We start from the raw sequence: 13,176 nt of genomic DNA, 5'->3' as shown, positions 1-13,176 counted from the left end.
TCTGCTCAGGCTACGGGGTGGCGGTGGAAGGCGGAATAACGGCCGCTCACATGGTGTTCGAGCTGGCGCTCGATGTCGGCGAGCAGGCTCGACGCGCCGAAGCGAAACAGCTCGGGCTCGAGCCAGGGCCGCCCCAGCTCTTCCTTCATGAGGATCTGGTACGCAAGCGCGGTCTTGGCGTTCGATACGCCGCCCGCGGGCTTGAAGCCCACCAGCGCGCCAGTGCGCTCGCGGTACTCGCGGATCATGCGCACCATCACGAGCGAAACGTCGAGCGTGGCGTTGGTCCCTTCTTTGCCAGTGGACGTCTTGATGAAGTCCGCGCCCGCCATCATGCAGACCATCGACGCGCGGGCGATGTTCGACAGCACACGAATGTCGCCCGTGGCGAGAATCGCCTTCAGATGCGCGTCGCCGCAGGCCGCGCGAAACTCGCGCACTTCCTCGTAGAGCGCGCGCCAGTTGCCGGTGAGCACGTGCTCGCGCGTGACGACGATGTCGATTTCCTCGGCGCCGTCCTTAACGGAGGCCTCGATTTCCTTGAGCTTCAGCGCGTGCGGGTTCAAGCCCGCCGGGAAGCCGGTGGAGACGGCCGCGACGGGAATGCCGCTGCCCGCCAGCGCGTCGACGGCGGCCGCGACGAAGCGGTGGTACACGCACACCGCACCTGTCGTGATGGCGTCGGGTGCGAAGCCGAGCGCCGCGAGCAGGTCGGCGCGCACGGGGTGGCGCGCCTTCGTGCACAGGCGGCGCACGCGGCCTTCGGTGTCGTCGCCGTTGAGCGTGGTGAGATCGATGCAGGTGATGGCCTTCAGGAGCCACGCGGCCTGCGCGTCCTTCTTGACCGCGCGGCGCGTGCCGAGCGTGGCCGTGCGCCGCTCGACGGCGGACTGGTTGACGCGCAGGGCGTCGAGCCACGCCGCGTCGAACGCCACGCCGGCGTTGCGCGCGACATGCGCAGCATGCTGGGCGGGCGCGCCGCGCAGCACGACGAGCGAGTTCGTTGAGGCTTCTGACATGGGCTGGGTGGCGAATTTGTGCAATGCACATCAAACCGTGGTGGTTTATTCGCACTCATCCTATACCGATGAAATGATCGTGACAATACTCGTTACAATCCTATCTATCGGGCTCAGGACGTGGGAACGCCGGCCCGCACGTTCGGCTTTCGCCCGGAGCCTGCGTTTGCGCGCACGCGCGCGCCTCATCCTGAGAGTGGTTTAGAACTGCAACCGATACCGTACGAAATCGTCGGCTTGCGCGAATTCGTCGTAGAGCCTGCGCGCGGGGTTGTCCTCGCGCGTATGCCAGTAAAGACGCGACCAGGCGCGCGAACGCGCCAGTGCGATGATGTCTTCGATGAGCCGCCTGCCTATACCCTGGCCACGGCAAGCGGGATCGACGAACAGGTCTTCGAGGTAACAAATGGGTGCATCGACCCATGTGCCTTCATGCAGCACACAAAGGCTGAATCCCAACAGCCGTCCCTCGACTTCGGCGACTCGCGCGAACACCGGCGCGTTCGCATCGAGCATGCGCTGCCAGGTGCGCTCGCTGACGTGCGGCGCGACGGTCGTCTCGTAAAACGCGTTGTAGCCCGCCCAGAGGCCGAACCACGCGTCGCGATCGGCGGGCGCGACTTCGCGGATAAGGATCGCCCCGGACATTCAGGGGGCTGCAGCTTCTCTCAAGCTCGCAAGCGACGCGCGCTGCCGGCCTTGCGCGTCGAAGTTCTCGTTCGAGAGCCACTGCTCGAACGCGGCTTTCACGAGCGGCCAGTCCTGGTCGATGATCGCGAACCACGCGGTGTCGCGGTTGCGGCCCTTGTACACGATCGCCTGGCGGAAAATGCCCTCGAACTGGAAGCCCAGACGCAGCGCCGTCTTGCGCGAAGGCGCGTTGAGGCTGTCGCATTTCCATTCGTAGCGCCGGTAGCCAAGGTCGTCGAACACGTAGCGCATCAGCAGGTACTGCGCCTCGGTGGAGAGCGGCGTTTGCTTCAGGCGCGGCGAAAACGTCACGCTGCCCACTTCGATCACGCCATGCACCGGCTCGATGCGCATGAGCGCGAACGTGCCCACGGCTTTCCCGCTCGCGCGGTCGATCACGGCGTAATGGAACGGGTCGCTCGAAGCCGCGGCTTTCGCGAGGTATTCGCGAAACGCGGCAAAGTCGGTAAACGGCTCGGCGAACAGGTAGGTCCAGTCGCGCCCGTCGGCCGCCGTGCCGTAGGCTTCGAAGAGATCGGCGGCGTGGCGGTCGAGGTCAATCGGCTCGATACGGCAGAACTGGCCCTCGATCGTCACACGCGCAGGCCGTTCGCGCGGCTGCCAGCCGGTGACCGGGTCGCCAATGGGCTGCTGGAATTCGTTCAGTCTTGCTGACATGCGTGACAAGCTCCTCGTGCGCGGGACGTAACCATATCCGCGTTAAGTTACCGCATGTCGTGGTTCTGTGGAAAGGTCCACGAACGGCAGGGAGCGTGGAACCACGCAGCGCGCTACCGGCACATCGCGTAGCGCACTTTTAATTGTTCAGTTTTCCTGTGCTTTTCGATTCCCGCGCGCCGGGGCCCTTGCGGATCACCGACGCCCGCCCGCCAGCCGCACCGCCTCGGGATGCCGCCGCAACCGCAGCATCGCCACACAGCCGAGCGCCGGCCCCACCGCCAGCATGCCGAAGCCGCCCCGCCATCCCAGCCACGCCACTGCGTACGGCACGAGATGAATGCTCACCAGCGTGAGCAGAAAACCCGCGCAGGTCTGCGCGGTCAGCAGCGTACCGACCGAGTCCGGGTCGGCCAGTTCGGCCACGCTCGCCGAAAACTGCGCGGAATCGGCGATCACCGAGACGCCCCATACGAGCGCGACCGCGCCCATCACGACGAGCGGCGCGTGAGCCAGCCAGCCCATCAGCGCGGCACAGGTTGCGCTCGTCGCCATCGCGCCGATCGTGACCGCCGTGCGCCCCACGCGGTCCGCCAGCACGCCGCCGAGCCACGCGCCCATCGCACCGATCGCGATCACGCTGAAGGTCATCCACTCCGCGCGCGTGCGGGGTTTGGCCATGCCGCGCGCGACGAACGTTTGCTGCAGGAACAGCGCGAGCCACGCCCACATCGCGTAAAGCTCCCACATGTGGCCGAGGTAGCCGAGATTGGCGAGCCGCAGGGCGGGCCGCCGCCACGCTTGCGCGACCTTCGCAACGTCGATGCGCGTGGCGCGCCGAATGTTCGGCCCGATGCCCGCAAAGCCGATCAGCACCGCGGCGCACGCGGCGCACGCCGCGGCGACGCCATAGATCGTGCGCCAGCCGAGCCCGCCCGTGGCCGCCAGCAGATGCGGGCTTGCCGAGCCGAGCGTGAGCGCGCCCACGAGCAGGCCGACGAGCAGACCGAGATCGCCTTGCGCCCAGGTGGCCGCGAGCCGCATGCCGACGGGATACACGCCCGCCATGCACATGCCGGTGACGAACCGCAGCGCGACAACCGCGCCGCCGACCGGCGGCAGGAACGCGAGCGAGGCCGTGGCCACGGCCGCCACGAGCGCGGAACCCGCGAGCAGCCGGCGCAGATCGTAGCGGTCGGGCAGCGAAAGCAACGCGGACGTGATGGTGCCGGCCACGAAGCCGCACTGCACGGCGCTCGTGAGCAAGGCTTCGTCGAAGGCGGCAATGGCGTGCGCCTGCTTGATGAGGACCACCACGGTGCTCGACGAAAACCACACGCCCATCGCCGCCACCTGCGCGAGGAGCAGCAACGCGAGCGAGGCGGCCTTGCCGCGTTGCGCCGCGCCAAGCCCTGGCGGCCCCGTTTCGTCCGACGAACGGGAACCGGCAGTGCCTCGGGAAGGCGTGCGCGCCACGCTCAGGCCGCCGCTGCCGCGTGCGCCTGTGCGAGCACGCGATGAAACGCGCGGCCGAACCAGATCAGCCCGTCGCGCCCGCCCACCATGCGCGCTGCCTTGATCTCACAGAAGAACACCGTGTGCGTGCCGACTTCGGTCGTGCGCGCGATGTGGCAATCGAATGAACTCACCGCGCCGCGCAGGGCGGGCGCGCCCGTTTCGAGCCGATACCATTCGGCGAGCGCGAAACGTTCGTCCATGTCGATGTCTTTCGTGGCGAAACGCGTGGCCACCTCGCGCTGGTCGGCAGCCAGCACGTTCACGCAGAGCCGGCCGTTCGCGCGCAGGATCGCGTTGTTGCGGCTCGTGCGATTGATGCAGACGAGCAGCGTGGGGGGCTCGTCCGTCACGCCGCACACGGCGGACGCCGTGCAGCCGGCGCGCCCGGCGTCGCCGTCGGTCGTGACGATGTTCACGGCGGCACCAAGACCGGACATGGCGTCGCGAAAGAGGGATTTGTCTACCATATTCTTGCCCGCTTGCCGCGGTCTCCTCGTAGCGGGAATTCAGTGCCCGATTTTCATGCGTCGCTCATGCCTCGTTCACGCGCGCGCCGCGATACTGCGCTGCCGCGTGCGAGGCCGGCAGGCGCGCGCCGCCGGAGAGCTTTTCGCGCAGGGTGCCCTCACGATACGCGCTTTTATAGGCGCCGCGCGTTTGCAGTTCGGGCACCAGCAGTTCGACCACGTCGTCGAAGCATTCCGGCACCACCGTGCGCGAGAGATTGAAGCCATCCACGCCGGCCGTTTCGCTCCACTCGATCAAGGTTTGCGCGATGCGCTCGGCCGATCCCACCCACGGCGCCTGGCGGCTGCCGAGGACCATCTGCTCGAGCAGCTTGCGGCGCGTCCATTGCGGCCCGGCGCTGCGCGTCATGGCTTCGACGTTGGACACGATCGCCTGGCTCCTGCCCGCCTCGATGGGCTCGTCGAGATCGTAACGCGCGAAGTCGATGCCAAGCGACGCCGCCGCGTGCGCGAGCGCCGCTTCCGAGCTCACGTAGCGCCGGTACTCGTCGAACTTCTCGCGCGCTTCGCTATCCGTGCGTCCGATGATCAGCGTCGCGCCCACAAAGACCTTCACGTCGTCGGCCGCGCGCCCGAGCTGCACGGCCTGCGCCCGAATGTCCCCGACAATCTCCTTCACGCCTTCCATCTTCTGACCATTGATGAACACGCATTCGGCGTGCGTCGCGGCAAAACGCCTGCCGCGCGTAGACGATCCCGCCTGGTAGAGCACCGGCGTGCGCTGCGGCGACGGCGCGCATAGATGCATCGCATCCACCTTGTATTGCGGCCCGCGATGATGAATCATCCGCACGCGCGCGGGGTCGGCGTAGATGCCGCCGGCGCGGTCATTGATAACCGCGTCGTCGTCCCAGCTGCCTTCCCAGAGCTTGTACACGAGCGCCATATATTCGTCGGCCAGATCGTAGCGGTCGTCGTGAGCGTTCTGGCCGTCCATGCCGATGGCGCGGGCCGCGCTGTCGAGATAGCCCGTCACGATGTTCCAGCCGATGCGCCCGCCCGTGAGATGGTCGAGCGTGGACATGCGCCGCGCGAACAGAAACGGCTGTTCATACGTGAGATTGGCTGTCACGCCAAAGCCCAGATGCTGCGTCACCGCCGCCATGGCGGGGATGACGAGCGTGGGGTCGTTCACGGGCACCTGCACCGCGCCGCGCAACGCGGCGTCGGCATTGCCGCCGTAGACGTCGTACACGCCGACGACATCGGCGAAGAAGATGCCGTCGAAGAGGCCCCGTTCGAGCGTCTTCGCGTAGTCGGTCCAGTACTGGAGTTCCGTATAGCGGCTCGACTGGTCGCGCGGATGTGTCCACAAGCTTGCTGAATGTGGCCCACGCAGTTCATGTCGAAAGCGTTCAGACGGATTTCACGCGGCATGTCGGCTACTTTTGGGCGCGCTCGATGCCATCTACTATAGTAGACGAACGGATACTAATGAAACCTGGGATTGATCCGGTATTGCCTCGAAGGAGTCAGGTGAACTTTCCTTGCCGGGTTCACTGGATGTGATGGCACCCATCACGGATCGTCATTTGTCCCGGTCGACCGGGTGGCGTATGTTTGCCGGGACGAAGCGTTGACGCTGGCGCGTGCAGCGTGGTCCCGTTATTTTCTGGCGATGCGATATTGGCAGATGAGGCGGCCTTCGCGTAAGCAGTGCTCGCTGACCGGGCGGCCGGTCGCCTCGGAAAAATACGCTGCGAGCGCTCGACATACGCATGGCGTTTCGCGCACCGCACCCGCGACCGGGCAGCTGTAATTGCGGACCATGATTGCATCGCCGTCGGGGACCGCTTCCGTGTGCGCGCCGAGCGCGTCGACGACTGCCATGGCGGCGGCCAGATCGGTCTTGAAGTCGCGTGATGCGGGCAGGCCGTTCTCGCGCGCAAGGCGGCGGCCCGTTTCCGTGAGGATTGCCTCGAGCTCACGGTCGTCGAAGCGATCCTTGAGTGTGGCGAGGAGGCCGAGCAGGAACCCCGGGTACGCGCTCGACGATGCATCTTCACTGCCCGGCGCGGCCTCATAGAGGACTGCCGGTTTTCCCGGCGTCCCGGTTTGCAGCGATTTACGCCGTTGAACGAGTCCCTCCGCTTCCAGCTGCTTCAACTGCATGTTGATCGCCGTGCGCGTCACGGCCAGCCGTTCGCAGAGCTGGACGACAGTCAACGGTTCTCGTTGCAGCGCGCGCAAGACGTCGTTCTTGGTAGTCACGGGAAAGAGGTATGGATCAGCAGGCGTAGCGGGCGATTATAGCCTCGCCCAGGACGGGACCATATTAACCATAATGACATATATAATTGTCATTATTGTCGATATCAACTAGACTTGCGCTGTCTCGCCCAGCCCACATCCAACCGAAGAGTCCCCAGCATGAACCGATCCGTGCCCCGTTTTTCGTTAGCGATCCTGTTAGCCCTGTCGACGGGGCAAGCCGCGACTGCCCAGACAGCGGCATCCCCGCCCGCTCAAAAGTCGACTCCGGTGCAACTCGTCGACGCCCTGAACGGTGTATTCGGCAAGCATCCGGACGCGCGGGCGGTGCATGCGAAAGGCATCGTGCTCGAAGGCACCTTCACCCCCAGCGCGGCCGCGCCGGGGGTGAGCAAGGCACCGCATTTCCAGACCGCGGTTCCGGTCGTCGTGCGGTTTTCGAACTTCGCCGGCATCCCGGATATCGCCGACGACCATCCGCTCGCGTCGCCGCGCGGCATAGCCATCAAGTTCAAGCTGCCGGACGGCAGCGACACCGATATCGTCGCGCACTCGTTCAACGGATTTCCTTCCGCGACGGCCGACGATTTTCGCGATCTCCTGATTGCCCTTGGAACGAGTGGCCCGAACACACCGAAGCCGACTCCGCTGGACGCCTATCTGGGCAGCCATCCGGTGGCAAAGGCATTCCTCACCGCCCGCAAGCCATTCCCGCGCAGCTATGCGTCGCTGCCCTACTTCGGGGTCAACCCGTTCAGGTTCATTGATTCGAAGGGCGTCGTGACGTACGGGCGCTATCAGATCGTGCCGGTTGGCGGCGAACACTACCTGGCGGATGCCGACGCAGCAAAGAAGGCGCCGGATTACCTGCAGTCGGAAATCCGCCAGCGCGTATCGCGTGCGCCGGCGCAGTTCCGTCTCGTTCTGCAGATCGCTCGAGCGGGCGACAAGCTCGACGATCCGTCCGTAGCGTGGTCGAGCGCGCATCGCACCGTGGAACTGGGCACGATCTCGATCACGAAAGCGGTGGCGGACAATCAGGCGGCCCAACGTAGCCTGCTGTTCCTTCCCAACGCCTTGCCGCCCGGCATTGAAGTGGAAGATCCGATGATCAATGCGCGTTCCGCTGCCTACCCGGTCTCGTTCGCCCGCCGCCAGCAATAATCGCCAACGCCGAAATTTGGTACTCGACTACGATTCATTTCGCCATCCTGAACAGATAGGTCCGTCACGATGAATATCACACTGGTTCCCGGCAATACGCTCATCACCGCGACACCGGAAGAAGGGCGCCAACTCGCCATCAAGATGGCGCGGTTAGTGATCAAGACAACCCAGCCGGATGAGGCTATCCGGGAGAAGCTGCGTGACGTGTATGCGAACGACGCGAGCATGCTGCTTCAGGTCGGGCACATCGTGGCGGCTGAGTTCGCCACGATTGCCGCAGCCAATCGCTACTGGCGCGAATAACCGGCTTCAACCCGAATCCCGGCACTCCAGGTCCGGCGGGCTGACGGAGTGCCACCCCGACGCTGTCCCACTCAAGGAGAAGTTCACATGCCAATGCTCAAATTCGACATCATCGAGGGCCGCACCGACGAACAGGTGCGTGCGCTCCTGGACGCCGCCCATGAGGCCATGGTGCAGGCCTTCGACGTACCCGTTACCGATCGCTACCAGAGCGTCACGCAGCATCGTCCTGGCGAGCTGGTGGTGGACGACACCGGACTCGGGTACACGCGATCGAGAGACGTCATCTTGCTGACGGCCGTGAGCCGCAAGCGCACCGAGCCGCAAAAGGTCGAGTTCTATCGCCTGCTCGTCGAAAAACTGCAAGCCCAATGCGGCATTTCGCCGGACGACGTCATCGTGTCGATTGTCGAGAACGACGACGCGGACTGGTCCTTCGGCCGCGGGCGCGCGCAGTTCATCACGCGGGAACTGACATGACGTCGTGAGGTCGGGGCTGCCGCAGTAGAACTGCGGCAGCAGTCGCGCACCAGCGAGAAGCCATTCAAAATCTCCGCGCCAAAGCGATACGCCACAAGCCGGCCCGTATAATCGACTCACCCCTGCCCAGACCGCCAATCTTCCAGGTATGAACCGACCGCTCACCGACCCCACCCCCGCCATTTCCACGCGCGTGCGCATCGAGCGCGAATCGCGCGGCTGGTCGCTCGCGGACATGGCCGAGCGCTCGGGCGTTTCCAAAGCGATGATCAGCAAGATCGAACGCGGCGAAGCGAGCCCCACCGCTACCGTGCTCGGCCGGCTTTCGGGCGCCTTTGGTCTGCAGCTCTCCATGCTGCTCGCGCTCGCCGAGCAAACCGGCGAGCGTTTGAGCCGCGCCGCCGATCAGCAGATCTGGCAAGACCCCGAAACCGGCTATACGCGCCGGGCCGTCTCGCCGCGCAACGGCGGCATGCTCGACCTCGTGGAGATCGCGTTGCCGGGCGGCGTTCGCGTTGCGTATCCGGCGTCGGCGTTCACGTTCCAGCATCAGCAGATCTGGGTGCGCAGCGGCACGCTGGTATTCGAGGAAGGCGAACAGGTCCACACGCTCGAAGCCGGCGACTGCCTGCAGCTCGGGCCGCCGGCCGACTGCGCGTTCTTCAATCCGGGCAAGGGCCCGTGCGTGTACGTCGTGGCGCTCGTGCGCCGCTGAATGCGAGTACGCGCCGCCGCGGCGGCACTCCTGCATCGTTGAATCGGCTATGGACGCGCCGGCATGGCCCGGGAACTTCCACATGGGCTCGCGCGGACGCCGCGCCTGAATATCGCGGCACGTTCGACAACTGACCGAGGGTGGGCGATCAGCCCTCCACCCGCGCCTTCACGATCTTCCCTCGCTGCAGCACGTATTCGATCCGCTCGCCCTCGCCGGCCACCACGCCGATGTCGGCGAGCGGATTGCCATCGAGCACGACCACGTCGGCAATTGCACCCGCTGCAATTACGCCCAGCTCGCCCTTCCTGTTCACGATTTCCGCAGCCACGCTCGTTGCCGAGCGCAGCGCCTCGAGATTGCCGAGCACTTCCGCGCGAATGCGGAACTCGCCGGTCTGGAACGCGTGCATCTCGCCGAGCAGGTCGGACCCGAACCCCATCTGCACGCCGGCCTTCGCGTAGATCTCGAGCGATTCGCGCCCCTTCTGCTGTACGGAAGCCACTTTGGCCACCGAATCCGCCGGCAGCCCGAACTGCGCGCCGTGCGCGGCCAGCGCGTCGTAGGTCACGAGCGTCGGCACGACGAACGCGCCGAACTCGCGCATCAACTGCGCCGCCGCTTCGTCCACGAGATTGCCGTGCTCGATCGTGCGCACGCCGCAGCGCACTGCGCGCGCGATGGCGCGGCCCGTATAGGCGTGCGCCATCACATAGGTGTTCGCCGCTTCGGCCTCCGCCACGATGGCGCGAATTTCATCTTCCGAGTACTGCGTATTGTCGATGGGGTCCGTCGGCGAGGCCACACCGCCCGACGCCATGATCTTGATCTGCGTGGCGCCCTTCTGGATCTCCTCGCGCACGGCAAGGCGCACCGCATCCACGCCATCCACCACGCGCGCGATCGCGCCCGTGCGGAAGCAGCACGAGCACGGTTCGAGCAAATCGCCGCGCGGACGAAAATCGCCGTGACCGCCCGTTTGCGAGAGCGCCTTGCCCGAGGGGAAAATGCGCGGCCCGCGCACGAGGCCCGTTTCCACGGCCTGCATCAGGCTCCAGTCGGCGCCGCCCGCATCGCGCACGCTCGTGAAGCCGCGTGAGAGCATGGCGTCGAGAATCGGCAGCGAGCGGATGGCCGCGAGGATATTGGGCTGCGTGGCGTTGGCGCCGAGATTCGCATTCGAGGCCAGCACGTGCACGTGGCAGTCGATCAAGCCCGGCATGACGGTCTTGCCCCGCACGTTGACCACGTTCGCGTTCGGCAGGTCGACGGGGCGATCGGCCACCTCCACGATGCGCTCGTCTTCAATCACGACGTGATGATGTTCGAGCAGCACGCCGCGCTCGAGATCGAGTACGTTGCCGCCTTTAAGGACAGTAATGGTCATTGTCTGGATTCCTTATGGAGTCGTTCAGTTCGTGCGCCGCACTTCTTTCACGAAGAAGGTGCCGACCAGGCTGATTGCGGCCGCGACGATCACGTAGAGCGCGGGCGCCATGTTGCTGCCGGTACGTGCGATGAGCCACGTAATGAGGAACGGTGCGAAGCCGCCGAAGATCGTGACCGCGAAGTTGTAGGCCACCGAGAGACCAGTCGAGAGCACCTTGGTCGGGAACAGCTCCGAGAAGGCGGCGAGAATCGGTCCCGTGTAGGCGGCGATCAGCACGCCAAACACGGCCTGAAACACGATGAGCGAGGCGAAGCCGGGCGCGCGGTTGATCCACGCGAACATGGGCCACGCCAGCACGAGAATCAGCAACGCGGCGCCGCTCAGGAACACGCGCCGGCCCCACGCATCCGCCAGCTTGCCCACGATCGGCGCGCCGCACATGATCATCAGGCCGCCCACCATGCCCGCGGAAAAGCCCGTCGATTGCGGCAGATGCAGCGTGCGCACCGAATAGGTCGGCATGTAGAACAGCAGCACGTAAGTGCAGACCGTCCAGAGAATGACCATCGAGAAGCTCGCGAAGGTCTCGCGCGGGTAGTGCTCGAACACTTCCTTGAGGGGCGAATTGTCTTTCGCCTGCGCTTCCACGGCGCTGAACGCGGGCGTTTCGTCGATCTGGCTGCGGATATAGTAGCCCACCGGACCCACGAGAATGCCGATCAGAAACGGCAGCCGCCAGCCCCAGCTATGCAGCGATTGCGCATCGAGCGACGCCGTGACGAACGTGCCCGTGGCAGCGCCCAGCAGCACCGCGAAGCCGATGCTCGACTGGATCCAGCTCGAATAGTAGGCGCGCTTGCCCGGCGGCGCGTACTCGGTGAGGAACGCCGTGGCCCCGCCCATCTCGCCGCCCGCCGAGAAACCCTGCAGCAGGCGCGCGAGCACGATCAGCAACGGCGCGGCAATACCCGCCTGCTCGTAGGTGGGCGCGAGCCCGATGAGCGCGGTGCCGAAGGCCATCAGCAGGATGGTGAGCGAGAGCGCTGCCTTGCGGCCCACCTTGTCGGCGTAAATGCCGAGCACGATGCCGCCCACCGGCCGCATGAAGAAGCCCACCCCGAAGGTCGCCACCGTGAGCAGCACGGAGGTCAGTTCGTTGCCGGTCGGAAAGAACAGCTTCGCGATGATCACGGCGAAGAAGCTGTACACCGTGAAGTCGAACCATTCGAGGCCGTTGCCCAATACCGTCGCGATGATCGCGCGGCGGCGCTGCTGCGCGGTCGTCGCGACACCTTCATGCGCGACGCGAGGTGAAAGCGTTCCTTGCATGGTCTCTTCCTTGTCAGATTAATCGTCGCTGCGCGCCAACGACTACGCGCCCGGAGCTGTCTTACATGCTCCTCATGCTAATGACAGCCCGATTAATTTCTGAAACGAAAGATTCGCATGCATGCATGCGCTGGGCGCATGCGAGGCGCCTGAGCGCCGCCTGGTCCTTCACACTGCCGTTTGCATCTCCACCTGCTCGAACAGCCAGCGCGTGAATAGACGCGCCGCCTGGTTCTGCGCGCGGTCGTTGGGCGAGATCACGTAGTAGCCGCCGCCGTGGCTCGCCGAGCTTTCGCCCACGCGCACGAGCAAACCGTCTTCGATGCACGCGTCGATCATGTAGCGCCAGCCGAGCGCCACGCCCTGGCCGAGTATGGCGAGCTGCACGAGCTGCGGATAGTGGTTGATCGTGATGCCCTGCGGGGTCTTCGGCATCGTCATGCCGTTCAGGTCGAACCATTCGGGCCACGACATCCACTGGCGCTGGCCGTCTTCGAGCAGCAGCAGCGTTTCGGCCGCCAGATCGGCAGGCGCGAGCGCGCGTCCCGCGAGATAGCCGGGCGAGCAAACGGGAAACACCTCTTCGTTGAAGAGGCGGCGCGCGGTGAAATGCGCGGGCGCCTGCTGGCGCACGTAGTACACGCCAACGTCGAACTCCGCGGGCGACATCGTGGCGAGCCCATCGCGCACGATCAGGCGCAGCTTGATGGTGGGATGTGCCTCGCGGAATGCGGGCAGACGCGGCGTGAGCCACAGCACCGCCACACCCGAGGAGCACGCAATGGTCAGTTCGAGGTCGCCATAGTGCTTCATCACGTCGAAGGTGGCTTCGGCGCATTGCGTGAGGAGCCGTTGCACCTGCCCCGCATATTGTTCGCCCGCTATCGTGAGGCGCAGCGAGCGGTGCTCGCGCACGAACAGCGAGCGGCCCAGAAACTCTTCGAGTTGCTGGATCTGGCGGCTGATCGCGCTTTGCGTGAGGTGCAGTTCGGCGGCCGCGCGCGTGAAGCTGGCGTGACGCACGGCGGCTTCGAACGCGACGAGGCAGGGCAGCGGAGGCAGAGGCGTGATGCGCATGGAATGACTCGGGCGGGTCGTGTCAGGGAGATGTTGCCATACATCTCACGGCGGCAGCCTCCAGCAAAAACG

13 protein-coding genes and 1 pseudogene are annotated in these 13,176 nt (G+C 65.5%); 4 read left to right on the top strand and 10 right to left on the bottom strand.

Annotation, left to right across the window (positions count from 1 at the left end):
* Nucleotides 1-5 precede the first annotated feature (5 nt).
* The 7 genes and pseudogenes from deoC to AB4Y42_RS26405 all read right to left on the bottom strand — a co-directional run bounded on the left by deoC (nucleotide 6) and on the right by AB4Y42_RS26405 (nucleotide 6,643).
* Nucleotides 6-1,019 carry a deoxyribose-phosphate aldolase gene (deoC, locus tag AB4Y42_RS26435; RefSeq protein WP_368687299.1) on the bottom strand — a complete coding sequence of 338 codons (1,014 nt, stop codon included), beginning with the start codon at nucleotides 1,017-1,019 and terminating at the stop codon, nucleotides 6-8.
* A 201-nt stretch (nucleotides 1,020-1,220) separates the two neighbouring features.
* The gene (locus tag AB4Y42_RS26430; protein ID WP_368695806.1) at nucleotides 1,221-1,667 is read right to left on the bottom strand and encodes an N-acetyltransferase family protein; all 447 of its coding nucleotides are present in this window, start codon (nucleotides 1,665-1,667) and stop codon (nucleotides 1,221-1,223) included.
* Nucleotides 1,668-2,387 (bottom strand): GNAT family N-acetyltransferase, encoded by a 720-nt coding sequence (locus AB4Y42_RS26425; protein ID WP_368695805.1) that lies wholly within the window; start codon nucleotides 2,385-2,387, stop codon nucleotides 1,668-1,670.
* 195 nt (nucleotides 2,388-2,582) lie between these two features.
* The gene (locus AB4Y42_RS26420; protein ID WP_368695804.1) at nucleotides 2,583-3,863 is read right to left on the bottom strand and encodes an MFS transporter; all 1,281 of its coding nucleotides are present in this window, start codon (nucleotides 3,861-3,863) and stop codon (nucleotides 2,583-2,585) included.
* Nucleotides 3,864-3,865: 2 nt separating this feature from the next.
* Nucleotides 3,866-4,372 carry a flavin reductase gene (locus AB4Y42_RS26415; RefSeq protein ID WP_368687303.1) on the bottom strand — a complete coding sequence of 169 codons (507 nt, stop codon included), beginning with the start codon at nucleotides 4,370-4,372 and terminating at the stop codon, nucleotides 3,866-3,868.
* 64 nt (nucleotides 4,373-4,436) lie between these two features.
* A pseudogene (locus tag AB4Y42_RS26410) lies at nucleotides 4,437-5,809 on the bottom strand (LLM class flavin-dependent oxidoreductase).
* Nucleotides 5,810-6,037: 228 nt separating this feature from the next.
* Complete coding sequence (locus AB4Y42_RS26405; RefSeq protein ID WP_368687305.1) at nucleotides 6,038-6,643, bottom strand: helix-turn-helix transcriptional regulator; 606 nt, start codon at nucleotides 6,641-6,643, stop codon at nucleotides 6,038-6,040.
* A 114-nt stretch (nucleotides 6,644-6,757) separates the two neighbouring features.
* Here AB4Y42_RS26405 and AB4Y42_RS26400 point away from each other — a divergent pair, with 114 nt between their 5' ends.
* From AB4Y42_RS26400 to AB4Y42_RS26385, 4 genes are all read left to right on the top strand, one after another.
* Entirely contained in the window at nucleotides 6,758-7,807 is a 1,050-nt protein-coding gene (locus tag AB4Y42_RS26400; RefSeq protein ID WP_368695803.1) for a catalase family peroxidase, read from the top strand.
* A 69-nt stretch (nucleotides 7,808-7,876) separates the two neighbouring features.
* Nucleotides 7,877-8,113, top strand: a complete 237-nt coding sequence (locus AB4Y42_RS26395) for a hexameric tyrosine-coordinated heme protein (RefSeq protein WP_368687307.1) — start codon at nucleotides 7,877-7,879, stop codon at nucleotides 8,111-8,113.
* 87 nt (nucleotides 8,114-8,200) lie between these two features.
* Nucleotides 8,201-8,593: a tautomerase family protein gene (locus AB4Y42_RS26390; protein ID WP_368687308.1), complete on the top strand. Its 393-nt coding sequence runs from the start codon at nucleotides 8,201-8,203 to the stop codon at nucleotides 8,591-8,593.
* A 148-nt stretch (nucleotides 8,594-8,741) separates the two neighbouring features.
* Nucleotides 8,742-9,308: a helix-turn-helix domain-containing protein gene (locus AB4Y42_RS26385; protein WP_368687309.1), complete on the top strand. Its 567-nt coding sequence runs from the start codon at nucleotides 8,742-8,744 to the stop codon at nucleotides 9,306-9,308.
* Nucleotides 9,309-9,456: 148 nt separating this feature from the next.
* On the opposite strand, the gene AB4Y42_RS26380 is transcribed toward AB4Y42_RS26385, so the two are convergent.
* The 3 genes from AB4Y42_RS26380 to AB4Y42_RS26370 form a co-directional block, all read right to left on the bottom strand.
* The gene (locus AB4Y42_RS26380; RefSeq protein WP_368695802.1) at nucleotides 9,457-10,695 is read right to left on the bottom strand and encodes an amidohydrolase family protein; all 1,239 of its coding nucleotides are present in this window, start codon (nucleotides 10,693-10,695) and stop codon (nucleotides 9,457-9,459) included.
* A gap of 24 nt (nucleotides 10,696-10,719) precedes the next feature.
* A complete protein-coding gene (locus AB4Y42_RS26375) occupies nucleotides 10,720-12,027 on the bottom strand; it encodes an MFS transporter (protein ID WP_368695801.1) in 1,308 nt (435 codons plus the stop codon).
* A gap of 168 nt (nucleotides 12,028-12,195) precedes the next feature.
* A complete protein-coding gene (locus AB4Y42_RS26370) occupies nucleotides 12,196-13,104 on the bottom strand; it encodes a LysR substrate-binding domain-containing protein (protein WP_368687312.1) in 909 nt (302 codons plus the stop codon).
* Nucleotides 13,105-13,176 lie beyond the last annotated feature (72 nt).

It is taken from the genome of Paraburkholderia sp. EG286B (assembly GCF_040965655.1).
GTDB lineage: Bacteria > Pseudomonadota > Gammaproteobacteria > Burkholderiales > Burkholderiaceae > Paraburkholderia.
Note: the sequence above shows the minus strand (reverse complement) of the source record. Positions and strands in the feature narration are given on the sequence as shown.

Excerpts from the sequence above, each read along its gene's own strand:
- AB4Y42_RS26375 (WP_368695801.1), bottom strand. The coding sequence starts at position 12,027 with ATGCAAGGAACGCTTTCACCTCGCGTCGCGCATGAAGGTGTCGCGACG.
- deoC (WP_368687299.1), bottom strand. The coding sequence starts at position 1,019 with ATGTCAGAAGCCTCAACGAACTCGCTCGTCGTGCTGCGCGGCGCGCCC.
- AB4Y42_RS26380 (WP_368695802.1), bottom strand. The coding sequence starts at position 10,695 with ATGACCATTACTGTCCTTAAAGGCGGCAACGTACTCGATCTCGAGCGC.
- AB4Y42_RS26415 (WP_368687303.1), bottom strand. The coding sequence starts at position 4,372 with ATGGTAGACAAATCCCTCTTTCGCGACGCCATGTCCGGTCTTGGTGCC.
- AB4Y42_RS26385 (WP_368687309.1), top strand. The coding sequence starts at position 8,742 with ATGAACCGACCGCTCACCGACCCCACCCCCGCCATTTCCACGCGCGTG.
- AB4Y42_RS26370 (WP_368687312.1), bottom strand. The coding sequence starts at position 13,104 with ATGCGCATCACGCCTCTGCCTCCGCTGCCCTGCCTCGTCGCGTTCGAA.
- AB4Y42_RS26430 (WP_368695806.1), bottom strand. The coding sequence starts at position 1,667 with ATGTCCGGGGCGATCCTTATCCGCGAAGTCGCGCCCGCCGATCGCGAC.
- AB4Y42_RS26390 (WP_368687308.1), top strand. The coding sequence starts at position 8,201 with ATGCCAATGCTCAAATTCGACATCATCGAGGGCCGCACCGACGAACAG.
- AB4Y42_RS26425 (WP_368695805.1), bottom strand. The coding sequence starts at position 2,387 with ATGTCAGCAAGACTGAACGAATTCCAGCAGCCCATTGGCGACCCGGTC.
- AB4Y42_RS26395 (WP_368687307.1), top strand. The coding sequence starts at position 7,877 with ATGAATATCACACTGGTTCCCGGCAATACGCTCATCACCGCGACACCG.